The 22,549-nt window shown below is 70.3% G+C and carries 23 protein-coding genes and 1 pseudogene; 14 read left to right on the top strand and 10 right to left on the bottom strand.

Annotated elements, in window-relative coordinates; translation table 11 throughout:
• Window positions 1-77: 77 nt before the first annotated feature.
• Entirely contained in the window at window positions 78-434 is a 357-nt protein-coding gene (locus SSP08S_RS09780; RefSeq protein WP_019067404.1) for a hypothetical protein, read from the top strand.
• On the opposite strand, the gene SSP08S_RS09775 is transcribed toward SSP08S_RS09780, so the two are convergent.
• Window positions 409-1,104, bottom strand: a complete 696-nt coding sequence (locus SSP08S_RS09775) for a FadR/GntR family transcriptional regulator (RefSeq protein WP_026178345.1) — start codon at window positions 1,102-1,104, stop codon at window positions 409-411. The genes SSP08S_RS09780 and SSP08S_RS09775 overlap by 26 nt on opposite strands.
• 70 nt (window positions 1,105-1,174) lie before the next feature.
• Between SSP08S_RS09775 and SSP08S_RS09770 the strand changes: the two genes are divergently transcribed.
• From SSP08S_RS09770 to SSP08S_RS09755, 4 genes are all read left to right on the top strand, one after another.
• Entirely contained in the window at window positions 1,175-2,485 is a 1,311-nt protein-coding gene (locus SSP08S_RS09770; RefSeq protein ID WP_026178344.1) for a CynX/NimT family MFS transporter, read from the top strand.
• Window positions 2,486-2,533: 48 nt separating this feature from the next.
• Window positions 2,534-2,650, top strand: a complete 117-nt coding sequence (locus tag SSP08S_RS64160) for an SGM_5486 family transporter-associated protein (RefSeq protein ID WP_086021959.1) — start codon at window positions 2,534-2,536, stop codon at window positions 2,648-2,650.
• 170 nt (window positions 2,651-2,820) lie between these two features.
• Window positions 2,821-3,027 carry a hypothetical protein gene (locus SSP08S_RS09760; RefSeq protein WP_019067400.1) on the top strand — a complete coding sequence of 69 codons (207 nt, stop codon included), beginning with the start codon at window positions 2,821-2,823 and terminating at the stop codon, window positions 3,025-3,027.
• A 65-nt stretch (window positions 3,028-3,092) separates the two neighbouring features.
• On the top strand, window positions 3,093-3,611 hold the full coding sequence (locus SSP08S_RS09755) for a SixA phosphatase family protein (RefSeq protein WP_019067399.1): 519 nt from the start codon (window positions 3,093-3,095) through the stop codon (window positions 3,609-3,611).
• A 99-nt stretch (window positions 3,612-3,710) separates the two neighbouring features.
• On the opposite strand, the gene serB is transcribed toward SSP08S_RS09755, so the two are convergent.
• Both serB and SSP08S_RS09745 read right to left on the bottom strand, forming a co-directional pair.
• Window positions 3,711-4,919: a phosphoserine phosphatase SerB gene (gene serB, locus SSP08S_RS09750; RefSeq protein ID WP_019067398.1), complete on the bottom strand. Its 1,209-nt coding sequence runs from the start codon at window positions 4,917-4,919 to the stop codon at window positions 3,711-3,713.
• Between the two features lie 300 nt (window positions 4,920-5,219).
• Window positions 5,220-7,388 (bottom strand): streptophobe family protein, encoded by a 2,169-nt coding sequence (locus tag SSP08S_RS09745; protein WP_019067397.1) that lies wholly within the window; start codon window positions 7,386-7,388, stop codon window positions 5,220-5,222.
• A 246-nt stretch (window positions 7,389-7,634) separates the two neighbouring features.
• Between SSP08S_RS09745 and SSP08S_RS09740 the strand changes: the two genes are divergently transcribed.
• On the top strand, window positions 7,635-10,139 hold the full coding sequence (locus tag SSP08S_RS09740) for an ABC transporter ATP-binding protein/permease (protein ID WP_019067396.1): 2,505 nt from the start codon (window positions 7,635-7,637) through the stop codon (window positions 10,137-10,139).
• 90 nt (window positions 10,140-10,229) lie between these two features.
• Here SSP08S_RS09740 and SSP08S_RS09735 read toward each other — a convergent pair whose 3' ends face one another.
• The 3 genes from SSP08S_RS09735 to SSP08S_RS09725 form a co-directional block, all read right to left on the bottom strand.
• Window positions 10,230-10,982 (bottom strand): transglycosylase SLT domain-containing protein, encoded by a 753-nt coding sequence (locus SSP08S_RS09735; protein ID WP_019067395.1) that lies wholly within the window; start codon window positions 10,980-10,982, stop codon window positions 10,230-10,232.
• A 298-nt stretch (window positions 10,983-11,280) separates the two neighbouring features.
• Window positions 11,281-12,366 (bottom strand): S-adenosylmethionine:tRNA ribosyltransferase-isomerase, encoded by a 1,086-nt coding sequence (locus SSP08S_RS09730; protein WP_019067394.1) that lies wholly within the window; start codon window positions 12,364-12,366, stop codon window positions 11,281-11,283.
• Window positions 12,363-13,058, bottom strand: a complete 696-nt coding sequence (locus SSP08S_RS09725) for an SDR family NAD(P)-dependent oxidoreductase (protein WP_026178342.1) — start codon at window positions 13,056-13,058, stop codon at window positions 12,363-12,365. The genes SSP08S_RS09730 and SSP08S_RS09725 overlap by 4 nt, the downstream gene beginning before the upstream one ends.
• 183 nt (window positions 13,059-13,241) lie before the next feature.
• On the opposite strand from SSP08S_RS09725, the gene SSP08S_RS09720 reads away from it, so the two are divergent.
• The 4 genes from SSP08S_RS09720 (at window position 13,242) to SSP08S_RS09705 (ending at window position 15,870) form a co-directional block, all read left to right on the top strand.
• The gene (locus tag SSP08S_RS09720; RefSeq protein ID WP_026178341.1) at window positions 13,242-14,387 is read left to right on the top strand and encodes a GAF domain-containing sensor histidine kinase; all 1,146 of its coding nucleotides are present in this window, start codon (window positions 13,242-13,244) and stop codon (window positions 14,385-14,387) included.
• Window positions 14,380-15,021, top strand: a complete 642-nt coding sequence (locus SSP08S_RS09715; RefSeq protein WP_019067391.1) for a response regulator — start codon at window positions 14,380-14,382, stop codon at window positions 15,019-15,021. The genes SSP08S_RS09720 and SSP08S_RS09715 overlap by 8 nt, the downstream gene beginning before the upstream one ends.
• A gap of 155 nt (window positions 15,022-15,176) precedes the next feature.
• Window positions 15,177-15,416 (top strand): chaplin, encoded by a 240-nt coding sequence (locus SSP08S_RS09710; protein WP_019067390.1) that lies wholly within the window; start codon window positions 15,177-15,179, stop codon window positions 15,414-15,416.
• A gap of 214 nt (window positions 15,417-15,630) precedes the next feature.
• Entirely contained in the window at window positions 15,631-15,870 is a 240-nt protein-coding gene (locus SSP08S_RS09705; RefSeq protein ID WP_019067389.1) for a chaplin family protein, read from the top strand.
• Between the two features lie 251 nt (window positions 15,871-16,121).
• Here SSP08S_RS09705 and SSP08S_RS09700 read toward each other — a convergent pair whose 3' ends face one another.
• Window positions 16,122-16,910, bottom strand: coding sequence for an Rv1486c family protein (locus tag SSP08S_RS09700; protein WP_051105886.1), 789 nt, complete (start codon window positions 16,908-16,910; stop codon window positions 16,122-16,124).
• A 30-nt stretch (window positions 16,911-16,940) separates the two neighbouring features.
• Between SSP08S_RS09700 and SSP08S_RS09695 the strand changes: the two are divergent.
• From SSP08S_RS09695 to SSP08S_RS09685, 3 genes and pseudogenes are all read left to right on the top strand, one after another.
• Window positions 16,941-17,567: pseudogene (locus SSP08S_RS09695) on the top strand (ABC transporter ATP-binding protein); the annotation flags it as partial.
• Between the two features lie 347 nt (window positions 17,568-17,914).
• Window positions 17,915-18,349 carry an NfeD family protein gene (locus SSP08S_RS09690; protein WP_019067386.1) on the top strand — a complete coding sequence of 145 codons (435 nt, stop codon included), beginning with the start codon at window positions 17,915-17,917 and terminating at the stop codon, window positions 18,347-18,349.
• Window positions 18,350-18,479: 130 nt separating this feature from the next.
• On the top strand, window positions 18,480-19,439 hold the full coding sequence (locus tag SSP08S_RS09685; protein ID WP_019060707.1) for an SPFH domain-containing protein: 960 nt from the start codon (window positions 18,480-18,482) through the stop codon (window positions 19,437-19,439).
• A gap of 67 nt (window positions 19,440-19,506) precedes the next feature.
• Here the strand turns inward: SSP08S_RS09685 and SSP08S_RS09680 are convergent, their stop codons facing one another.
• The 3 genes from SSP08S_RS09680 to SSP08S_RS09670 form a co-directional block, all read right to left on the bottom strand.
• The gene (locus SSP08S_RS09680) at window positions 19,507-20,013 is read right to left on the bottom strand and encodes an HNH endonuclease (protein ID WP_019067385.1); all 507 of its coding nucleotides are present in this window, start codon (window positions 20,011-20,013) and stop codon (window positions 19,507-19,509) included.
• Between the two features lie 145 nt (window positions 20,014-20,158).
• On the bottom strand, window positions 20,159-20,698 hold the full coding sequence (locus SSP08S_RS09675; RefSeq protein WP_019067384.1) for a YbhB/YbcL family Raf kinase inhibitor-like protein: 540 nt from the start codon (window positions 20,696-20,698) through the stop codon (window positions 20,159-20,161).
• Between the two features lie 40 nt (window positions 20,699-20,738).
• Window positions 20,739-21,521 (bottom strand): sporulation protein, encoded by a 783-nt coding sequence (locus SSP08S_RS09670; protein WP_019067383.1) that lies wholly within the window; start codon window positions 21,519-21,521, stop codon window positions 20,739-20,741.
• 137 nt (window positions 21,522-21,658) lie between these two features.
• On the opposite strand from SSP08S_RS09670, the gene SSP08S_RS09665 reads away from it, so the two are divergent.
• Window positions 21,659-22,300, top strand: a complete 642-nt coding sequence (locus SSP08S_RS09665; RefSeq protein ID WP_019067382.1) for a DNA-3-methyladenine glycosylase — start codon at window positions 21,659-21,661, stop codon at window positions 22,298-22,300.
• Window positions 22,301-22,549: the final 249 nt, after the last annotated feature.

Here is a 22,549-nt window from a genome sequence, read left to right as displayed (position 1 = left end):
CGGCACACAACTGCGCACTCTGGATTACGCGTTCACCACGCGATTCCCTCCCCAGCACCACCGAGGAGGTTCCCCTTGTGCGCCTGTCCCGCAGCCTGGCCTCAGTGACCGCCGCCGTCGCGCTCGTCATCTCCCTGGCGTACGAGGCGATGCCCCACGCGCGCGTGGAGGCCCGGAAACCGGCCGCCGCCCCCCAGCTGTTCGGCGCCGCGTGCCGCACCACCGTCCACGGCTCGCATGTGATCGCGTACTGCCACAACCCGTACCCCCAGACCGACCGCGTCGCCCTGCACATCGAGTGCGACCGCTGGTGGGACATCGACAGCGACGGCACCGGGATCGACGCAGGCCCGGCGCAGACCGTACGGCTGGCCGGCCGCTGCTGGGAGGACGTCCGCGCGGTGTGGGTCAGCCACCAGAAGCGGGCCCGCTGAGGCGCCCCGGGCGGCACAGGAACGGATAGCCCGCGGCCTCCGCCGCGGCCCCCTGCGCGTCACCCGCGCGGATCGCGTCCACGAGCCGCGTGTGGTCCATGTACGACTCCGGAGTCAGCTCCTCGCCGACGTCAGCGCGCAGCCAGTCCCGCAGCACCTCGCCCAGGTCGGCGTACATCGCCGTCATGACGTCGTTGTGCGAGGCGGCCACCACGGCCATGTGCAGGGTCGCGTCGGCCGTCACGAAGGCCTCCGCGTCCCCCGACGCCCACGCCTCCTCACGCCGGACGAGCAGGGCGTCCAGCTGCTTGAGGTCCTTCTCGGTGCGCCGCTCGGCCGCCAGCTGCGCCGCCGCCGACTCCAGGGTGGAGCGCAGTTCGGCGATGTGCCGGGGGTCGGCGTCCGCGAACCGGCGGTGCATCACGCCGGCCAGCTCGCTGGTCGCGACGACGTAGGTGCCGGAGCCCTGGCGGATGTCCAGCAGGCCGTTGTGCGCGAGCGCGCGGACGGCCTCGCGGACCGTGTTGCGGGCGACCCCGAGCTGCTCGACCAGCTCCGGCTCGGTCGGGATCCGGGAGCCGACCGGCCACTCGCCCGAGGTGATCTCGTTCCGCAGCGCGGCGATGACCTGCTCGGACAGCACCGAACGACGGGGGTGGCTCAGAGGCATGGCACACCTTCGCATGTGCGGGGCGGGAGAGTGCCACCCGGGGATGGACAACCAATCATCCCATGATTCTATGATGGACGGCATGGTGAGCGAGGAAACCCGGACACTGAAGTCCACGACGACCGACACCGGCGGCCCGGCCGCGAGCGACCCGGCGGTGCCGGGCGGAGGACCGGCCACGCGCGCGTGGACGACGCGTCTGGTCGTCGTCGGCATCGTCCTCGCCGCGCTGAACCTCCGCCCCGCCATCACCAGCCTCGGCGCCCTCCTCGAAGAGGTCCGCGACGGCCTCGGCATGAGCGGCAGCGTCGCCGGACTCCTGACGTCCGTGCCCCCGCTGTGCTTCGCCGCCTTCGGCGTCATGGCCCCGCGCCTCGCCCGCCGCTTCGGCCCGGGCACGGTGGTCTGCGCCGGCATGCTCGCCATCACCGCGGGCCTGCTCGTACGGCCCTACGTCGGCGGTACGGCGGGCTTCCTGGCCGGCAGCGCGCTCGCGCTCATGGGCATCGCGGTCAGCAACGTCCTGATGCCGGTCATCGTCAAGCGCTGGTTCCCCGACCGGGTCGGCTCCATGACCGGCCTGTACTCGATGGCCCTCGCCCTGGGCACCGCCGCCGCGGCCGCGGTCACCGTGCCCATGACCGAGTCCCTGGGCGGCAGTTGGCGCTCCGGCCTCGCCGTGTGGGCGGGCCTGGCCGCAGCCGCCGTACTCCCGTGGATCGCTCTCGTACGACACCAGGAGGCGCCCGCGGAACCGCCCTCCCGCGCGCGGGAGACCGAGCGGGCGCGGCCCGAACTGCGGATCACCCGCAGCCGTACCGCCTGGGCGCTCGCCGTGTTCTTCGGGCTCCAGGCCACCGCCGCCTACATCACCATGGGCTGGATGGCGCAGATCTTCCGGGACGCCGGTGTCTCCGCGGGCACGGCAGGGCTGCTGCTGGCCGTCACCATGGCGATGGGCGTGCCCCTGGCCTTCGTCATCCCGCGCGTGGCCACCCGGCTGCCCCACCAGGGGCCGATCGTCGTCGTGCTCGGCGTCTGCGGCCTCGCCGGATACGCGGGCCTCTACCTCGCTCCGGCCGGCGGAGCCTGGGCCTGGGCCCTGCTGCTCGGCGTCGCCAACTGCGCCTTCCCGCTGGCCCTGACGATGGTCGGCATGCGGGCCAGGACCGGCGCGGGCGTGGCCCAGCTGTCCGCCTTCGCGCAGAGCGCCGGGTATCTCATCTCCATCCCGGGGCCGCTCCTGGTCGGCGTGCTCTACCAGCACAGCGGCGGCTGGGGACTGCCGATCGCCCTCATGGCCGGCCTGATGATCCCGCAGATGGCCGTGGGCGTCCTCGCGGGACGCGACCGCACGGTGGAGGACGAGGCGGCCCGCTGACCTCACCCCGGCGCATCCCGTGCGGACCAAGGGTGCGAGACTGGACGTATGCCAGTGCTCGACCCGAACCCCCAGAACGGCCAGCGGAAGATGCTGCTCGTCTTCGGCTCGTTCTTCGCCATCTTCATCGTCATCGCCATCATCGCGACGATCGCGTCCCCGTGAGCCCACGCGCCTGAGTCGATGGTGGGGTTCTCCCCACCATCCCCTAGGGGGTGAGGCTCAGGGTCAAGTGGGTGGATCTCCGGATGGGTTGAGGGCCGCGCGTTCCGTAACTTCGAACTGTGACCGCGAGAAGCGGATCGCGGACCACTCGGAGACCAGCGGAGGCACCCATGTCGGCCCCAACGCACACCCGGCCCCACCCGGCGACCACGGGCGGCGTCGACATCAGGCTGCCGTGGTGGGCCCTCGCCCTGCCGGCGCTGGCCTTCGTCGTGCTGCTCGTGATGATGCTCAACCCGACGGACGCGCAAGCGGCGGCCTCGGACCCGATGATCACGCACCTCTTCGAGCGCGTACAGCAGCTCATAGCCCGCTGAGCACGGGCGAAGCCGCCCGTCAACTCCCTGCGCCCCGTGGCCTGTTTCATGCGAAGCTGGATCCCATGAGCGTCGCAGAACCCCGCAGGATTGTCCTCTTCCGGCATGCGAAGGCCGACTGGCCCGAGGTGACCGACCACGAGCGGCCGCTCGCCGAGCGGGGCCGCCTGGACGCGGCCACCGCCGGAAGCAGACTGGCCGACACCGGCATCCCCTTCGATCTGGCCCTCTGCTCCACCGCGACCCGCACCCGGGAGACCTGGAAGCTGGCCGTCCACGAACTCGCGCACCGGCCGAAAACCGTCTACGAGGAGCGGCTCTACGAGGCCTCGCCCGGCGAGCTGATCGCCGTACTGAACGAGACGCCCGACGACTCGCGGAACCTGATCCTCATCGGCCACAACCCGGGCGTCCAGGGCCTGACCGAGATCCTCTCCGGACCGGACACCGGCGAAGCCCGCGAGCGGCTGACCCGCCGCGGCTTCTCGACCGCCGCCTTCGCCGTGCTGACCTTCGACGGCTCCTGGAAGTCACTGGAGCCCGGCGTCGCGACACTGACCGACTACTGGGCGCCGTCCGAGTAGACCCGTAGGTCCGCAGTCCCGGGGACCCGCAGACCCGCACGACAAGGGGCCCGGCACCGATCGGTGCCGGGCCCTTGAAGGTCCTGAAGGGGGCGAGGGTCAGTCCTCGTCGTGGGTGTCCGCCGCCTCGACCTCTTCGCGGGTGACGCCCAGCAGATACAGCACGGTGTCGAGGAACGGCACGTTCACCGCCGTGTGCGCGGCCTCCCGTACGACCGGCTTCGCGTTGAAGGCGACGCCGAGACCGGCCGCGTTGAGCATGTCCAGGTCGTTGGCGCCGTCGCCGATCGCCACGGTCTGCGCGAGCGGTACGCCCGCCTCGGCGGCGAAGCGGCGCAGCAGCCGTGCCTTGCCCGCACGGTCGACGATCTCGCCGGTGACCTTGCCGGTCAGCTTGCCGTCGACGATCTCCAGGGTGTTGGCCTGGGCGAAGTCGAGCCCGAGCCGGTCCTTGAGGTCGTCGGTGACCTGGGTGAACCCGCCCGAAACCACGCCGACTTGGTAGCCGAGCCGCTTGAGCGTGCGGATCAGGGTGCGGGCGCCGGGCGTCAGCCGGACCTCGCTGCGCACCTTGTCCACGACCGAGGCGTCCAGCCCCGCGAGCAGCGCCACGCGCGCGTGCAGCGACTGCTCGAAGTCCAGCTCCCCGCGCATCGCGGCGGCGGTCACCTCGGCGACCTCGTCCTCGCAGCCTGCGTGCGCGGCGAAGAGTTCGATGACCTCGTCCTGGATGAGCGTGGAGTCGACGTCCATGACGACGAGCCGCTGGGCCCGCCGGTGCAGCCCCGCAGCCACGACGGCGACATCGACGCCGAGCGCCGCCGCGTGGGTGGCGAGGGCGGTGCGCAGGGGCTCGGTCTCCACCCCGGACACCGCGAACTCGACCGCTGTCACGGGGTACTTGGCGAGCCGGAAGATACGGTCGATGTTGCCGCCGGCCTTGGTGATACGGGCGGCGATCGCGGCGGTGGACTCCGCGGTGAGGGGGTGGCCGAGCACGGTCACGAGCGAACGCCCGAGTCCGCGAGGCCGGTTGTCGCCGAGGCCGGAGATGATCTCCGCCTGCATCTTCATCGACTCGGCCCAGCTGTGCACGGTGGCCCGCAGATCCCCTTCGAGCCCGGCGGGCGGCGGCGTCACCAGCGCGCACAGCACCATCCGGCCACGGGTGACGACCTGCTCGATGTCGACCACGTCGACGGAGTAGGCGGCGAGGGTGTCGAAGAGTCCGGCCGTGATGCCCGGCCTGTCCTTGCCGAAGATCTTGACGAGGAGAGTGGGGACGTCAGAGGTCTGCGAAGCGCTCATGGTGTACCCACCGTATCCGGCACGGAGTGCCTTATGCCGCAGAGGTCCGTCTAGCGGACACGGAACAGTGGGTGTCTGATCGGTGGCGGGAGTCTTACGAGTCGATCACGAAGGCGCTGGTGGACGGTCGCGAGCCGGTTCGGGGGCGATCAGGAGACGCGTCGAGGCGGTCGCGGTGGGGTGCTGTGCCGATCAGGAGTTGGCGGGGCGTCGGGCCGGGGCGGCGACTGGTACGGCGCGGGACGCGGGGGAAATGGCCGGACGGGTGGGGCGCTACGGTTCGGGTGGCGCCGAAGTGGATCACCGGCGCCCCTTGGGCCTCCCGGGAGGGGGCGGTGGTGGCGGAGGCTGCTGCCCGTCGTCCGAATCGTCCCCCGGCGGCCAGTCCCGTGCAGGCGTCCCTGGCCGACGCCGGGGTGGCCGGGGGGGCGGTTCGTACGACTGGGTCGGAGCACCGTACATGTCGGCGGGGGGCGAAGGAGTGCCGGGCGGTTGCGGTTCGCCGTAGGGCACCGTTTCCCCGTAGGGGCGAGTGGCGTCGTCCGCCGGGACGCCCCCGGACCGCCCCGTGCCGCCCGGCGCACCGGACGACCACGAGTCGCCGGCGGGCGGCCGACCGCCTCCTTGCGGCGACCGCGTACCCGGCGGCCAGGCACTCTCCTGAGGCGGGCCCGAGTCCGGCGGCCACTCCGGTCCAGGAGGCCGAGCCCCGGCGCCGGGCCGCGCACCACCCGCTCCCGCGCCCCCCGGCGGCCACACGCCGTCCTGAGGCGGGCCCGAGTCCGGCGGCCACTCCGGTCCGGGAGGCCGAGCCCCGGCGCCGGGCCGCGCACCACCCGCTCCCGCGCCCCCAGGAGCCCCGCCTCCCTCCGGTTGCCGTAGCTCGTCGGGCAGTTGGAGATACGGGTTCGTCGCGGGGTTGGGCGCGCGGTACGGCGTGGTCGGTACGTAAGGGCCTGTGTGTCCCGTGCTCCCCGCAGGCTGCGCGTGTTCCGGACGGCCTTCGTACCCCGGCGCCACGATGTCCGGTCCCGCTCCCGGGCCCGCCGCCCCCAAGTCACCCAGTGCCAACCGCGAGGCACGCCGTCCCGCTGCCCCCGTCGCATACGCGAGCAGCCCTCCGACGCCTCCCGCGCCCGCGCCCCACACCGCGCCCAGCAGCAGCGCCATGCCCAGATGTCCGTGCAACTGGATCCCGGCGCCGAACGCGTCGAAGCCCAGTACCGACAGCGACGCGTCCACCGACACGTCCGTCAGCCAGGCCAGCAGCGGCAGCGTCAGGGCGGTCGCGATCCCGAGTCGCAAGGCGCACCGTCCGGCGAAACCGAGCGCCCCCGGACCGCCGACGCCCTTCGCGCCCACCGGTGTCCGTGCCGCGGTCAGTACGCCCGCCAGCAGCATCATCAGGGCCGCGGCGACCCCCAACAGCCATACGCGGTTGTCGAGTTCGGCCAGTCGCCCCAGTGTCACCGGCTGGTCGGACTTCGCGCTCAGGAGGTCGTCGAGGGGATGGGGGAGCAGCTTCGCCAGCTCGCCCGTCGCCTTGCCGTCCCAGGGGACGAAGAGGCCGATCGGGATGCCGAGCCAGACTCCGTTGGGCGCGCCCAACAGCGCGGCGCCCGCGATCCGTTTCGGGTGGTCGTCGCCGATCGCGGCGTACGCGGCCGCCGCGAGCCCCGCCGCCACCGCGACCAGCAGCACCGTGACGAGCGCGGACGCGGCCGGCCGTACGACACGGTGGACGGCCTCCAAGCCACGGGGGAGGGGCGTACGGCGGGACGCCAGCAGGGCGATCAGCAGGATGCCGGCCGACCAGGCCAGGCCGCCCAGCAGGGTCGGCGCCGTGTCGACGGTGAAGCCGACCGCCGCCTTCGCCTTGACCAGGTCGCTGATCTTGCCCGGCAGCAGGCCGCCGATGTCACCGATGTCGCCGATGCCGGGGATGTTCACCCCGCCCCCGCCACCGCCGCCTCCCGTGATGTTGTCGAGGCCCAGTTTGCTGCCGTCGATCGTGATGACGTCGTGCCCGGCCCAGGCCAGCCCGCCGAGCATCGCCACGAAGAGCGCGACCACCGAGCCCGCGCGCGCGAGGAGTTCGGCCGGTGCGATCACAACTGCGCCCGTCCGCAGGGACCGTAGGAAGAAGTACGACAGAAGCAGTGCTCCCACCAGGCTCACGCCCAACGGCGTGATCGTCACGGCCGTGGTCGCCTGGGCGCCGGTCAGGCCGAAGGCGGAGACGTCGCCGGTCGGGGTGACCGAACCGCCCGCGCCGAGCGCCACCACCGCCGCGGTCATCGGCCCGAGCGAGCCCGTCGCGTCGGCGCCCAGCAGGTGCAGGCCGAGCGCCGCGGTGCCGGCCATCCCTATCAACGCCCAACTCACCGCGGCGATCGCGGACAGCAGGACGTCACCCCAGGGCACCCTCGTGTCGTAGTGCGCCGTCCTGACACTCGTCGCTGAGTTCATGGCAGACCCCCCGATCCGCGGCACGGCGTAGTGCGGACACCACGCATGTCCCCCCTCGCGTGGATTACCACTCTCCGGGTCGGTTTCCACCCCGTCAACGGAACCGCCGAACGCGTGACGGCGTGCTCTTCACAAGGCCCGACTTTCGGTCAGGGGGTGCAGCCTGAAATAGTTCCCGACGATGTTCGACATCCCTAGACTCCCTGTGATGGGGGTAACTCGGGGGACTACTCAGTGGGGCATGGAGTGCCGGAACTCGTACTGGAATTGAATGGACAAACCTGGACGCTCGACGCGTCCAGGACCTACACCCTCGGACGTGATCCGCAGGGGGACGTCGTGGTCGACGACGCCAGGGTCTCCTGGCGGCACGCCACGATCAGCTGGAGCGGCCGGAGTTGGGTCATCGACGACCACGGCAGCACCAACGGCACGTTCGTGCAGGGCCAGCGCATCCATCAGATGGAGATCGGCCCCGGCTCGTCCGTGCACCTGGGCAACGCGACCGACGGCCCGCAGCTGAGCCTGTCCGGCGCCGCCGCCTCCGTGGCGAGCCCGCAGGTCCAGCCGCAGCAACAGCCGTACGCGGCACAGGGCGCGGGCCCCGGCTGGGCGCAGCAGGCGCCGCCGCAGCAGACGCCTGAGCAGCAGCGTTTCCAGCCGTCGGCCGCCGCGCAGATTCCGCAGCAGCCGGGACCCGGTGTCGGCGCGGGGGCGCCGCCGGTCTACGGCGACCGCAGCCCGACCACGTTCCACCAGTTCTCGCTGGACCGTGTGATGCACATCGGCCGTGCGCTGGAGAACGAGTTGGTGGTCTCCGACCTCCAGGTCTCGCGCCACCACGCGGAGTTCCACGCGACACTCGACGGCCGCTTCGAGATCCGTGACCTCGGCTCGCACAACGGCACGTACGTCAACGGCCAGCCGATCCCCAAGGGCGGCTCGGCGCTGCTCGGCCCGAACGACATCGTCGGCGTCGGCCACTCGACGTTCCGCCTGGTCGGGGACCGGCTCGAGGAGTTCGTCGACACCGGTGAAGTCTCCTTCTCCGCACGGCACTTGACGGTGACGGTCGACGGCGGCAAGCAGATCCTCAAGGACGTCTCCTTCGGCGTACCGGAGAAGTCGCTGATCGCGGTCATCGGCCCGTCGGGCTCCGGCAAGTCGACCCTGCTCAAGGCGCTCACCGGCTACCGGCCCGCCAACCAGGGCGACGTCCTCTACGACAACCGGAACCTGTACAAGCAGTTCGCCGAGCTGCGCCAGCGCATCGGTCTGGTCCCGCAGGACGACATCCTGCACAAGGAACTGACCGTCAAGAAGGCCCTCAAGTACGCCGCCAAGCTGCGCTTTCCCGCCGACACCACCGGCGACGAGCGCGAGGCCCGCATCGACGAGGTGCTGCGCGAGCTGAAGCTCGACATCCACAAGGAGAAGAAGATCACTTCTCTCTCCGGTGGCCAGCGCAAGCGCGTCTCGGTGGCCCTGGAGCTCCTCACCAAGCCCTCGCTGATCTTCCTGGACGAGCCCACCTCGGGCCTCGACCCGGGCATGGACCGCGATGTCATGCAGCTGCTGCGCGGCCTTGCCGACGACGGCCGCACGGTCCTCGTCGTCACCCACTCCGTGGCCGAACTGGCGATCTGCGACAAGCTGTTGGTGATGGCTCCGGGCGGTGCCGTCGCCTACTTCGGCCCGCCCGAGGAGGCGCTGAACTTCTTCGGCTACGACACCTGGGCCGATGTCTTCTCCGCCTTCGAGAACTACCGCGACTACGACTGGGCCGGCCGCTGGAAGGGCTCACAGCACTACCAGATGTACGCCGCCGACATCGACGCGATTGCTCCGCAGTCCGTACAGATGCCGCCGATGCAGGCCATGAAACCGCCGAAGCCACAGGGCTGGATGTCGCAGTTCGTCACGCTGGTGCGCCGCTACGTCACGGTGATCGCCTCCGACAAGGGCTTCCTGGCCCTGATGGTGATCCTGCCGGGCGTCCTGGGCGCGGTGAGCCTGCTCATCGACTCGGGCAACAGCCTGCTGCCCAACCCGGCCAGGGCGAACGGCACCATCATCCCGAACGGCACGGCCACCACCGTCCTGCTGATCCTCGCGGTCGGCGCCTGCTTCGCCGGCGCGGCCAACTCCGTCCGTGAGCTGATCAAGGAACGGGTCATCTACGAACGGGAGCGCGCGACGGGGCTGTCCCGTTCCGCGTACCTGATGTCGAAGGTGTTCGTGCTCGGTGTGATCACCGCGCTGCAGGGCCTGATGGTCGGTGTCATCGGCTTCTCCAGCCGTGAGATCCCGAAGCAGGGCCTGGTCCTCGGCAGCCAGACCATGTTCGAGCTCTGCATCCCGATCATGGGTCTCGGCTTCACCGCGATGATGTTCGGCCTGATCATCTCCTCGCTGGTGAAGACGGCCGAGAAGACCATGCCGCTGCTGGTGATGTTCGCGATCATCCAGGTCGTGTTCACCGGCTGCCTGTTCACGCTGAACGGCGCGATCGGCGTCAACCAGTTCTCGTACCTGATGCCCTCGCGCTGGGCGGTCGGTGCCGCGGGCGCCACGCTCGACTTCAACAAGATCAGCCCGCCGAAGCCGGGCGACAGCAACGACCCGCTGTGGGAGCACACCGTCGGCGCCTGGGGCATGGACATGGCCGCCCTGATCGCCCTCGGCATCATCTGCGGCTTCTTCGTGGCCCGCTTCCTGCGCCGCCACGAGCCCGAGGTCATGCGCAAGTAGCGGTTCCCGTACGACGCCGAAGGGCGGCGCCCCTGGAGGGGGTGCCGCCCTTCGGCGTCGATACCGAGACCCAGAGGTCCGCCGGAGGCCTCAGTACGCGCTGTTGACGTTGTCGATCGAGCCGTACCGCGCGGCCGCGTAGTTGGCCGCGGCGGTGATGTTGGCGACCGGGTCGTAGATGTTCGTCGAGGTACCGGAGACGTGGTACGCGTTGAACGTCGGCTGGATGACCTGGAGCAGACCGATCGACGGCGTGCCGTTGACCGCGTTGACGTCCCAGCCGTTGACGGCGCTCGGGTTGCCCGAGGACTCCCGCATGATGTTCTTGTACAGGCCGTTGTACGAGCCGGGGATGCCCTTCTGCTTCATGATCGCCAGGGCGTGGTTGATCCAGCCGTTGAGGTTGTTGGCGTACGTCGTCGCGGCGACGGGCTGGAGCTTGACGCGCTGGCTGGAGCGGCTCGCGGCCTTCTTGGCCTTGCGCGCGGCCTCCGCCTTCTTCTTGGCGGCGGCTTCGGCGGCCTTCTTCTTCGCGGCGGCGTCCGCCTTGGCCTTCGCGGCCTTCGCCTTCGCGTCGGCCTTCGCCTGGATCGCCTCGGTCTTGAGGCTGGCACCGGCGAGCTGGTCGGTGACGCTGGCCTTGACGCCCTTGATGGGCTCCGTGCTGTACGTGACCTTCGCCGAGGACGCGGCGTCGGTGGTGGTCGTCCCCGCGTCGCTGGGCACCGCGGAGAAGGCGAGGGCGGCGGCGCCGAGCGTGGCGACACCGGCGAGCGCGATCCTGTGCTGCTTCGACAGCTTGGCCAGGCGACTGCGACCGGGAGTGTTCGTGTTCTCGGGCATGGCGGATGGACCTCTTCGAATGGTGCGGAGGTCGCTCACCGTCCGGCGGGGACGCGGGTGCTTCCGGCACAAACGCCGCGGACGGGATCCGCGGCGCTGAGCGACGGCTGCAATTCTTAGCGGTCGCAAAAACCTGTGGCAAAGGTGTGACGTACGATCCCCGGTAGTGGACCAGGGAAGGGCAAAACGGGACAGACGGGACCGTCTGTCCCGCTCAAGCGGGTCGGGTTTATCTCCTATGTGTCCTAGTACGTGATCTGCGCCCTATGTGCGGGCTCACATCGGCGACGCGACAACCTCACTCGCAGTTGCTCACGCAACGCGCTGTGTGAGGATCCTCCTCCGGGAGGATGAGGTGCACGTCCCCGAACTCGTGCCACAGGTAGAGCCCGCGCAGCGCCTCCTCGTAACTGCGGTCGACAGCGGCCCGCCCGGCGACCGCCTCCAGCATCAGCAGATGCGAGGCCTCCGGCTCGTGCAGCCCCGTCAGCAGCCCGTCCACCACCCGCACCCCCCGCTCCGGGGTGACGACGAGATCCGTCCACCCCGCACGCGCGCGTACGACCCCGTCACTCCCGGCGGCGGACTCGACGGCCCGCACGGCGGTCGTCCCCACTGCGATCACCCGCCCGTCCCCGGCCCGGACCGCGTTGATCAACCGGGCCGACGCCTCCGACACCGCGAACCGCTCCGGATACGGCGGCTCGTGCACCTCGGCCGACGCCACCCCGGTGTGCAAAGCGATCGGCGCGAACTGCACCCCCCGGCTCACCAGCTCCGCCACCATCCGCGCGGTGAAGGGCCGCGCGGCACTCGGCATCTCCGCACTGCCCGTCCCGTCCTCCGACGGCAACGAGAACACCGTCTGGTAGACGGACAACGGCTGATCCCGCTCCGTATAGGAGTAGCGAATGGGCCGCCCGTGCCCACGCAACAGCTCGACCACCCCCGAACCCGACACCCGCGCCCACCACAACCGCTCGCCCCGCGCGCTCAGCGGCTCCTCCAGGGTCAGCCGCGTGTCCCCGGGCAGCCGCACCTCCGTCCCCGCCGGGCCGCCCGCACGCGCGCGTGAGGTGCCCTTCCCGTCCGGCTCCCGCAGCTCGACCGCCCACCGCCCGTCATCGCCCCGCGTCGAGAAATGCACCACCACGCGCGCGTGCCCGATCCACCCGTCCACCGCGGCGGCCAGCGTCGGCGACGTGTTCACGATCAGCAGATCCCCGGCCCGCAGCAGCCGCGGCAACTCCCCGAACCCGTGATGCGACACCTCGGTACCCCGCGACACCAGCAGCCGTACGGCGTCCCGGTCGAGCCCGGGCCCGCGCTGCTCGGCCGGCACCCGCGCGGACAGCTCCTCCGGCACTCGCACCGCAACCGTCATCGCTCCTCCAGCAGCGCCGGGGCCCCATAGCGCCCGCTCGCCGGACGCTCGTCCAGGAGTCGTAGGAAGGCAGGCACCACAGAAGCGGGCTTCGGCCGTGGATCGTCGTCGTCCGGTACGGCCGCCGCGTACAGGTCCGTGCCCATGTCCCCGGGGTCGACCGCCCACACCCGCAACCCGGGCTCCTCCGCGCCGAGCACCGCCGCGAGCTGGTCGAGGGCCGCCTTGGACGCCCCGTAGCCGCCCCACGTCTCGTACGCCTCGGCCCCCGCGTCCGAACTGACCGCGATCACCGCACCCGCCCGCGAGGCCCGCAGCAGCGGCAGCGCCTCCTGGACCAGCCCGAGGGCGGCCACCACATTCACCTCCAGCGCCCGCCGCAGCCCGTCCAGGGGCAGCTCGTCGAGCCGTACGAGCGGCTCGGCACCCAGCGCGCTCGCGTTGCTCACCACCAGATCGACGCCGCCCAGTTTCCCCGCCGCGGCCACCAGCTCCGCGCGGTGCCCGGCGTCCGTGACATCCCCCGGGACGGCCTCCACGCGCGTGCCGTACGCGGCGACGGCCACCGCGGCCTCCGTCAGCACTCCCTCGGTCCTGGCGTCCAGCACCAGGTCCCAGCCCCGCGCGGCCAGCGCCTCGGCGAGCGCCCGCCCCAGCCCCTTCGACGCCCCCGTGATGATCGCTACCGACATGACACACGTCCCCTCGTCCACTACGCCTCCGTCGGCGTGCCCCCAACGTAGGAACGGGACCGCCCCCGCCGCGTCGGACGCCGGCCGCAGTCCACCGGGGCCCTTCGGCCTAGGCCTTGCGGACCAGATGCAGCCGTCGCCTGCCCGATCCGCGTTGTCACACCCCGCCGGTACCGTGAGGACATGAGTCAAGGTCCACGGTCCGGCCTCGCGGCGGTGAGCTCCGCGCTGCTGGCCATGAGCAGGCACCTGGAGGTGCGCGACGTCCTCAAGACGATCGTCGCCTCGGCCCGCGAGCTGCTCGACGCCCAGTACGCCGCCCTCGGCGTCCCCGACGACCACGGAGGCTTCGCCCAGTTCGTGGTCGACGGCGTCAGCGACGCCCAGTGGAAGGCCATCGGCCCGCTCCCGCGCCAGCACGGCATCCTCGCCGCGATGCTGCACGAGGCCAAGGCCGAACGCCTCGCGGACGTGCGCAAGGACCCGCGCTTCGAGGGCTGGCCCCCGGCCCACCCCGACATGTCCGACTTCCTGGGCCTGCCCATCCGCGACGACGACGAGGTCATCGGCGCCCTGTTCCTCGCGAACAAGAACTGCTCGAAGCCGAAGGGCGGTTGCGGCTTCACGGAGGAGGACGAGGAACTGCTCTCGATCCTCGCCCAGCACGCCGCCATCGCCCTCACCAACGCCCGCCTCTACGAGCGCAGCCGCGAGCTGACCATCGCCGAGGAGCGCTCCCGGCTCGCCCACGAACTGCACGACGCGGTGGCCCAGAAGCTGTTCTCCCTCCGCCTCACCGCACAGGCCGCCGCCACCCTCGTGGACCGCGACCCCTCCCGCGCCAAGGGCGAACTCCAGCAGGTGGCCGCGCTCGCCGCCGAGGCCGCCGACGAACTGCGCGCCGCCGTCGTCGAGTTGCGCCCCGCCGCCCTCGACGAGGACGGACTCAGTGCCACCCTGCGCACCCAGATCCAGGTCCTCGACCGCGCCCACACCGCACGCGTGACCTTCACCGGCCGCGGCTTCCGCGCCCTGCCCGCCGCCCAGGAGGAGGCCATGCTGCGCGTCGCCCAGGAGGCCCTGCACAACGCGCTGCGGCACTCCGGCGCGGAGCACGTCGCCGTGACCCTGGAGCGCAGCGGCTCTGGCGCGGTCCTGCGGATCACCGACGACGGCCGCGGCTTCGAACCCCAGTCGATCCGCCGCGCGGGACGCCACCTCGGCCTGGTCTCCATGCGGGACCGGACCAACGGCGTCGGCGGCACGCTCACTGTGGAATCGGCGCCCGGAAAGGGCACCACGATCGAGATGGAGGTCCCCGGTGGCTGACGCAATCAAGGTGCTGATCGTCGACGACCACCAGGTCGTCCGCCGGGGCCTGCGCACCTTCCTGGAGGTGCAGGACGACATCGAGGTCGTCGGCGAGGCGGCCGACGGCGCCGAAGGGGTCGCCCGCACCGAGGAGTTGAAGCCCGACGTCGTCCTCATGGACGTCAAGATGCCGGGCATGGACGGCATCGACGCGTTGCGCAGACTCCGCGAACTCGACCACCCCGCGCGCGTGCTGATCGTCACCAGCTTCACCGAACAGCGCACGGTGATCCCGGCCCTGCGCGCGGGCGCCGCCGGCTACGTCTACAAGGACGTGGACCCGGACGCCCTGGCCGGCGCCATCCGCTCCGTCCACGCGGGCCACATCCTGCTCCAACCGGAGGTCGCCGGTGTCCTGTTGTCCCAGGAGGAGTCCAACTCCGGGCAGGGGAGAGGCGGTTCCCTCACGGAGCGGGAGCGCGAGGTGCTCGGCCTGATCGCGGACGGCCGCTCCAACCGCGAGATAGCCCGCGCCCTGGTGCTCTCCGAGAAGACGGTCAAGACCCACGTCTCGAACATCCTGATGAAGCTCGACCTGGCGGACCGCACGCAGGCGGCCCTGTTCGCCGTACGCCACGGTCTGACGAGATAGGAGAGGGTGCGGCGGCAACCCGGAACGTCCCCTTCCGGACCGAGATTCATACCGTCGTGGGAATGTCCCCCGGATGGCGCATCCTTCGTGGATCTCCGCCGTTCTCCAATGCGTGCCGCGGCGCCTGCCGCGGTGATCGCTAGGAGGGCTCAGAAGTGAAGAACCTGAAGAAGGCAGCGGCCGTGACGATGGTGGCCGGCGGGCTGGTAGCCGCCGGTGCCGGGCTGGCCTCCGCCGACGGCCTGGCGAACGGCCAGGCCGTCGGTTCGCCCGGCGTCGGCTCGGGCAACGTCGTCCAGGTCCCGGTGCACGTCCCGGTGAACGCGGTGGGCAACAGCGTCAACGTCATCGGCGTCCTGAACCCCGCCTTCGGCAACCTGGGCGTCAACCACTGACGCACGTCGCTCCGCGACAGTGACCTCCGGCCTCCCAGGGCACTCCCTGGGAGGCCGGTCTGCTCGTCACCTGGTCATCCGGTCGGCTTGTCGCGCCAATGATCCGAACGGGCAGTCAAACGCGCTTTCCCGTGCCGTTTCCGGTACTCCCTGCGTTGATCAGCTCACGACCCGCGGCCGGGTCGGTCACGCAATCGCAGGAGGAACGCTTCCCATGAACATCGCCAAGAAGGCCGCCGTGGCCCTCACCGTCGCCGGTATCGCCGCTGGCGCCTCCGCCGGTGCCGCTGTCGCCGACGCGGGTGCCGACGGCGCGGCCGTGAAGTCGCCGGGTGTCGGTTCCGGCAACGTCGTCCAGGTCCCGGTCCACGTCCCCGTCAACGTCGTCGGCGACAGCGTCAACGTCATCGGCCTGCTGAACCCCACGTTCGGCAACAAGGGCATCAACGGCTGACGCCCACGCCAGTAGGAACGGGCCCCACGAGTCAACGACGACTCGCGGGGCCCGTTCTGTTGTAGACCGTGTGTAGACCGTGCCTTTCCAACTCAGACCGCCAAAATCCCGCCCGCGCGGGGTCTTTCAACGCAGGCCCGCAAATCAGCCCGTCCGGCGTTTGAGGACGAGGCCCCTTCAGGGCCGACGGGGGCCTGGGGGCGGAGCCCCCGGACGCCCACACCAACACCGGACATCACACAAACCGACGCTCACCGCACCCCCTTCTCCCGCTCCTCCACAACGGAGTTGTACGCCGCGACCTGCGCCCGCCGAGCCGTCCGCTCCACCGGCCGCAACGCCTCCGCCCGCACCGCCATCTCGGAGGCGCTCACCGCACCCCCGTGCCCGCTCTCCTCGGCCAGGGACACCAGCAGCCCCACCCGCTGCGCCAGCTCCAACACCCGCACCGCGCGCGGCGGATACCCCGGCGCCAATACCTCCCGCCCCCGCTCCGCCCGCGCGCGATACGCGTCGAGCGCCGCCTCCGCGACCGGCCCCGACCCGGCCACGTCCAGCCGCGACAGCACCGCCGTGGCGTCCCGCAGCGCCTCCGCGAGCTCCCGCTCGGCCTCCCCGAGCGAGGGCACATCGGCGGGCGGCGCCTCCCGCACCGGCAGGCAGTGCCAGACGACCTCGACATGCACATCACCGGCGGGACCGGCCTCGTACACCTCGGGAACGAGGCCGAGCGCGGCGCCGTAGCAGATCACCGCCTCCTCGGCCTCCAGGGCCCGCGCGTTGAACGCGGGCGGGCCGCTCAGCCCCAGCGGGTGTCCCGAGGTGGGCAGCGCCAGCCGGAGTCCGGTCACCCCGAGGGTGCGCAGCCGTCCCAGCGCGAGTGTGAGTCCGACGGGCGCCGACTCGCCCGGCAGCCCTTCCACCCGGTGTACGGCGTCCTCGCCCACGATGGCGAGTACGGCGTCGTCCGGTGAGACAAGACCGGCCAAAAGGGCGTTTCCCCAGGCGGCGAGGCGTCCTGATCGTGGTTCCGAAAGCATGCCCCCCACCCTAAGGACCGGACCGATGGGATGGACCGCCCGGCCGGTGGCGTAGATTTCTTCGAGGGCTGCGCCTACCGGCGCACGCGACAGCCGAGACAGGCCGACGATGCAATGGGAGACAGCGCGCTCATGAGCGATGTTCTGGAGCTGGAGGACGTAACCGTGGTCCGGGAGGGCCGGGCTCTGGTGGACCAGGTCTCCTGGTCGGTCAAGGAGGGCGAGCGCTGGGTCATCCTCGGCCCGAACGGCGCCGGCAAGACCACCCTCCTGAACGTCGCGTCCAGCTACCTGTTCCCCAGCAGCGGCACCGCCACCATCCTCGGCGAGACCCTCGGCAAGGTCGACGTCTTCGAACTGCGCCCCCGCATCGGCGTCGCCGGTATCGCCATGGCCGAGAAGCTCCCCAAGCGCCAGACCGTCCTGCAGACCGTGCTGACCGCCGCCTACGGCATGACCGCCGGCTGGCACGAGGACTACGAGGACGTCGACGAGCAGCGCGCCCGCGCCTTCCTCGACCGCCTCGGCATGAGCGACTACCTGGACCGCAAGTTCGGCACCCTCTCCGAGGGAGAGCGCAAGCGCACCCTCATCGCCCGCGCCCTGATGACCGACCCCGAACTGCTCCTCCTCGACGAGCCCGCCGCCGGCCTCGACCTCGGCGGACGCGAGGACCTCGTACGCCGGCTCGGCCGGCTCGCCCGCGACCCGATCGCCCCCTCCATGATCATGGTCACCCACCATGTCGAGGAGATCGCCCCCGGCTTCACCCACGTCCTGATGATCCGTCAGGGCAAGGTCCTCGCCGCGGGCCCGCTGGAGCTCGAACTCACCGCGCGCAACCTCTCCCTCTGCTTCGGCCTCCCGCTGATCGTCGAGCAGGTCGGCGACCGCTGGACCGCACACGGTCTCCCCATGTCCTGACCGAACTCCCCTGAAAAATACGGGTCGTACGGGCATATGCGCCCTGTCCGCGACCCGACCCACCGCCCTACCATGACCTTGTGAACGACATCGGCGCATGGGTGTGGTGGCTCGTCGGCGCGGCGGCACTCGGAATCCCGCTCGTGGTGACCGCCATGCCCGAGTTCGGCATGCTCGCCGCGGGCGCGGGCGCCGCCGCGGCCACCGCCGGGCTCGGCGGGGACCCCGTCGTCCAGGTCCTCGTCTTCGCCGTCGTCTCGGTCGCCCTGATCGCCGTCGTACGGCCCATCGCGAACCGGCACCGCTCCCAACGCCCCCAACTCGCCACGGGCGTGGACGCGTTGAAGGGCAGACAAGCCGTCGTCCTGGAGCGCGTCGACGGCTCGGGCCACGGCCGGATCAAGCTCGCAGGCGAGGTCTGGTCGGCCCGCGCGCTCGACACCGACCGCGCCTACGAACCGGGCCAGGAGGTGGACGTCGTGGAGATCGAGGGAGCCACCGCGATCGTCATCTGACCTCGCAGGACTCAACTGAACCGAACAGCACACGAGTTGCGTGACGGTCTGACAGACTCGACCAGCAAGATCTTCAACAACCATAAGATCTTCCGAAAGCGCCGAGGCGGAGAAGGGTACGGGGAGCACGATGGAACCGGTCATCATCGTCTTGATCATCCTGGTGGTGTTGGTCTTCATCGCTTTGATCAAGACGATCCAGGTCATCCCGCAGGCAAGTGCCGCGATCGTGGAGCGGTTCGGCCGCTACACACGGACACTCAACGCGGGACTCAACATCGTCGTCCCGTTCATAGACACGATCCGCAACCGCATCGACCTGCGCGAACAGGTCGTACCGTTCCCGCCGCAGCCGGTGATCACCCAGGACAACCTGGTCGTCAACATCGACACGGTCATCTACTACCAGGTGACGGACGCGCGGGCCGCGACCTACGAAGTGGCCAGCTACATCCAGGCAATCGAGCAGCTCACGGTCACCACGCTCCGCAACATCATCGGCGGCATGGACCTGGAGCGCACCCTGACCTCCCGCGAGGAGATCAACGCGGCCCTGCGCGGAGTCCTCGACGAGGCGACGGGCAAGTGGGGCATCCGCGTGAACCGCGTCGAACTCAAGGCGATTGAGCCCCCGACCTCCATCCAGGACTCGATGGAGAAGCAGATGCGCGCCGACCGTGACAAGCGCGCCGCGATCCTCACCGCGGAGGGCACGCGCCAGGCCGCCATCCTCACCGCGGAGGGCGAGAAGCAGTCCCAGATCCTGCGCGCCGAAGGTGAGGCCAAGGCGGCCGCCCTGCGCGCCGAGGGCGAGGCCCAGGCCGTACGTACGGTCTTCGAGGCCATCCACGCCGGAGACGCCGACCAGAAGCTCCTGAGCTACCAGTACCTCCAGATGCTCCCGAAGATCGCCGAAGGCGACGCCAACAAGCTCTGGATCGTCCCCAGCGAAATCGGCGACGCCCTCAAGGGCTTGTCCGGCGCGATGGGCAACATGGGCCCGTTCGGCGGCGGTTCGGGAGGCGGCGGAGGCAACTCCGGCAACTCGGACGGCAATTCGGAACGCCGGGAGAAGCCGTCCATCGACTGACGGGCCTGTCCTACGACACTGGGGCCCACCTCCCGCAGGAGGTGGGCCCCAGTTCCGCTCACATGCCCTATGCCGCCGGCTGCACCAGCCACTGCGGCAAGGCGTCGAAGTCCTCGGTCCCCAGCGCCAACAGCATCGCGTCCGCAGGCGTCGGCTCGAACGGCCGCCGCAGCAGCGGCATCCCCGCCTGCTCCGGAGTCCGCGCCGCCTTGCGGTGGTTGTCCTCCGCGCACGAGGCCACCGTGTTCAGCCAGGAGTCCTGACCACCCTGCGCCCTGGGCACCACGTGGTCGACCGTCGTCGCCCGCCTGCCGCAGTACGCGCACCGGTGCCGGTCCCGTACCAGCACACCCCGCCTCGACCACGGAGCTTGTCTTCGGAACGGCACCCTCACATACCTGCACAACCGGATGACCCGGGGAGCCGGTATGTCAACCTCGGCTCCGCGCATACGCAGTTCGGGGTGGGCCTGCTCGACGACAGCCTTGTCCTGGAGCACCAGAACGACGGCTCGATTCAACGACACCGTCGACAGCGGCTCGAAGCTCGCGTTCAGCACCAGCGTGTCCCGCATCCAGCCCACCTCCCGTGTGCAATCGGCCCACCGCCTGGCGGGCTTGGATCAACTCTGGCCGGGCACGCCGAGATGGACAACGCAATAAAAACTGCCCGCCCCTGATCAATTCCAAGACCAGAGGCGGGCAAACGTTCAATGAACGTCAGTCTTCGGTGGGCGCTTCGTACTCACCGATCAGCTGGGCACGTGCCAGCGCGTGAAACCGCAGGTTGAAACCGACGACCGCCGGAGAAACGTCCGAGTCCGGACCGAGCTTCTCCGAGTCCACGGCGTACACCGTGAACACATAACGGTGCGACCCGTCCCCGGGCGGCGGAGCGGCCCCGCCGAAGTCCTTCGTCCCGTAGTCGTTCCGCACCTGTACGGCGCCCTCGGGCAGCCCCTCGAACTTGCCGCTGCCCGCACCCGTCGGCAGCTCGGTCACCGAGGCCGGGATGTCGAACACCGTCCAGTGCCAGAACCCGCTCCCCGTAGGGGCGTCCGGGTCGTAGCAGGTCACGGCGAAACTCTTGGTCTCGGCAGGGAAGCCCTCCCACCGCAGCTGCGGCGAGGTGTTGCCGGCCGCGTAGACCTGAGCGTCCTTGAGCGTCGCCCCCGGCGAGACGTCCTCACTCGTCACCGTGAACGACGGCACGGGCGGATGGAAGTCATGGGGGAGCGGTCGCCGCTTCAGCTCGGTCACCTCGGTACCTCCTGATCGGAATCTTCAGTACGTCCCGAGCCTAGAACCAGTTGCGCTTGCTGCCGACCTCGGAGATCCACTGATTGAGGTAGGCGGCCCAGTCCGTCCCGTGGAAGTCGTGCTGGCCCACCTGGAAGGACCGGAAGGTGTCACTGCCCTCACTGAAGAGGCCCGGCTTCTTGTCCATCTCCAGGATGACGTCCATCGCGTTCTCGTCGGCCACGAAGCTCAGCTCGACCTGGTTCAGCCCGCGGTACTGCGACGGCGGGAAGAACTCGATCTCCTGGTAGAACGGCAGCTTCTGCCGCGTCCCCCGGATGTGACCGCGCTCCATGTCCGCGTTCTTGAAACGGAAGCCCAGCTGGAGGAAGGCGTCCAGAATCGCCTTCTGCGCGGGCAACGGGTGCACGTTGACCGGGTCCAGGTCACTGGAGTCCACGGCCCGCGCGATCGCCAGTTCGGTGCTCACCCCGATGTGCATCCCGCGCAGCGCCTGACCGTCGATCATCGTGACCGGCGTCTCCCAGGGGATCTCCAGACCGAACGGCACGGTGTGCGCGGTCCCCGCCTGCAACTCGAAGGCACCGCCGAGGCGCACCTTCGTGAACTCGATGTCCTGCTTGTACTCCTGGTCACCGCTCTCGACCTCGACCTTGGCCTGCAGTCCGACCGAGAGCCCCTGGATCTCCTGGTTCACGGACCCGCCCTGGATCCGCACCTCGCCCTGGACCACACCACCAGGAACGACGTTGACCTCGGTCAGCACCGTCTCCACCGAAGCCCCGCCGGCCCCCAGGCTCGCGAGCAGCTTCTTGAACGCCATGACTCTCCCTTTACGAATGGACCCTTGATCCCTACAAACGCGATCCGACCGCGACCGGTTCCGCGCCACACCCTGGCAAGCGGACCGAACCTTGACCACCCCTTGGCACAAGCGCGTCTGGACTACGCTCGGACGCCATGATCGCGCCCCCGGACCGTAAGCCACTCCCCAGAGAGTTCTTCGACCGCCCCGTACTGGACGTCGCCCCCGACCTCCTGGGCCGTCTCCTCGTCCGTACGACCCCCGATGGTCCGATAGTCCTGCGCATCACAGAGGTCGAGGCCTACGACGGCGGAAACGACCCCGCCTCCCACGCCTATCGCGGCCCGACCGCGCGCAACGGCGTGATGTTCGGCCCACCCGGGTACGTGTACGTCTACTTCACCTACGGCATGTGGCACTGCATGAACCTGGTGTGCGGCCCCGAGGGCACCGCGAGGGCGGTCCTGCTCCGCGCCGGCGAGATCGTCGAGGGCGCCGGACTGGCCCGCAAACGTCGACTCTCGGCCCGAAATGACAAAGAACTGGCCAAAGGCCCCGCACGCCTGGCCACCGCCCTGGACGTCGACCGCTCCCTGGACGGCACGGACGCGTGCACCACGGGCGAGACACCCTTGAGGATGCTGGCCGGTACATCCGTGCCGTCCCATCAGGTAAGCAACGGCCCTCGCACCGGAGTGTCCGGCGAGGGTGCGGTCCACCCGTGGCGCTTCTGGATCACCAACGACCCTACGGTGAGCCCTTATCGGGCCCATACGCCGAAGCGTCGGTCAAGTTGACGCGCCGTGGCGGGGTGCGTAACGTAGCCCGAGCCGCTTGACCCGGGTACGGCATTCGCCTGCAGCCGGAAGCGGCCAACCCACTACCTACAACTCCCTCTCAGCAGGGGCGCGTTCAGCATGCCCGCATGCCTGAATTCGAACTTGCGGAACTCGATTATGAGCTGGCGAGGGAATCGGCTAACGTAGTGAATGTCGAAAGGCCGACAGGCGAAAGCCCAAAGCGTTTGACAATCCCAACCGACAGGG

The sequence above is a fragment of the Streptomyces hokutonensis genome, assembly GCF_000376565.1.
GTDB classification, from domain to species: domain Bacteria; phylum Actinomycetota; class Actinomycetes; order Streptomycetales; family Streptomycetaceae; genus Streptomyces; species Streptomyces hokutonensis.
Note: the sequence above shows the minus strand (reverse complement) of the source record. Positions and strands in the feature narration are given on the sequence as shown.